The organism is Citrobacter sp. TBCS-14, assembly GCF_005280805.1.
GTDB classification, from domain to species: domain Bacteria; phylum Pseudomonadota; class Gammaproteobacteria; order Enterobacterales; family Enterobacteriaceae; genus Citrobacter; species Citrobacter gillenii.
The window spans coordinates 1-502 of record NZ_SZWM01000646.1; the positions used below are offsets into that span (position 1 = coordinate 1).

General features: G+C 56.5%; 1 pseudogene. It reads left to right on the forward strand.

Annotation, left to right across the window (positions count from 1 at the left end):
• Window positions 1-3: 3 nt before the first annotated feature.
• Window positions 4-502 (forward strand): annotated as a pseudogene (locus FDX22_RS20425) (YicC/YloC family endoribonuclease); the annotation flags it as partial.

The window sequence follows — 502 nt, forward strand, 5'->3', positions numbered from 1 at the left end:
TCTATGATCCGCAGCATGACCGCTTACGCCCGGCGTGAAATCAAGGGTGAATGGGGTAGCGCCACCTGGGAAATGCGCTCGGTAAACCAGCGTTATCTGGAAACTTATTTTCGCCTGCCGGAGCAGTTCCGTAGTCTCGAACCCGTAGTTCGCGAACGTATTCGCACGCGTCTGACGCGCGGTAAAGTAGAATGTACGCTGCGTTTTGAGCCTGATGCCAGCGCGCAAGGTGAGTTGCTCCTGAATGAAAAACTCGCTAAACAGCTCGTCACCGCCGCAAATTGGGTCAAGATGCAGAGCGATGAAGGCGAAATTAATCCGGTTGATATCCTGCGCTGGCCGGGTGTCATGGCGGCCCAGGAACAAGACCTGGACGCTATTGCCGCAGNCAGGAGCAAGATCTGGACGCCATTGCCGCCGAAATCCTCGCCGCGCTTGACGGTACGCTGGATGACTTCGTCGTCGCGCGTGAAACCGAAGGTCAGGCGCTAAAAGCGCTGAT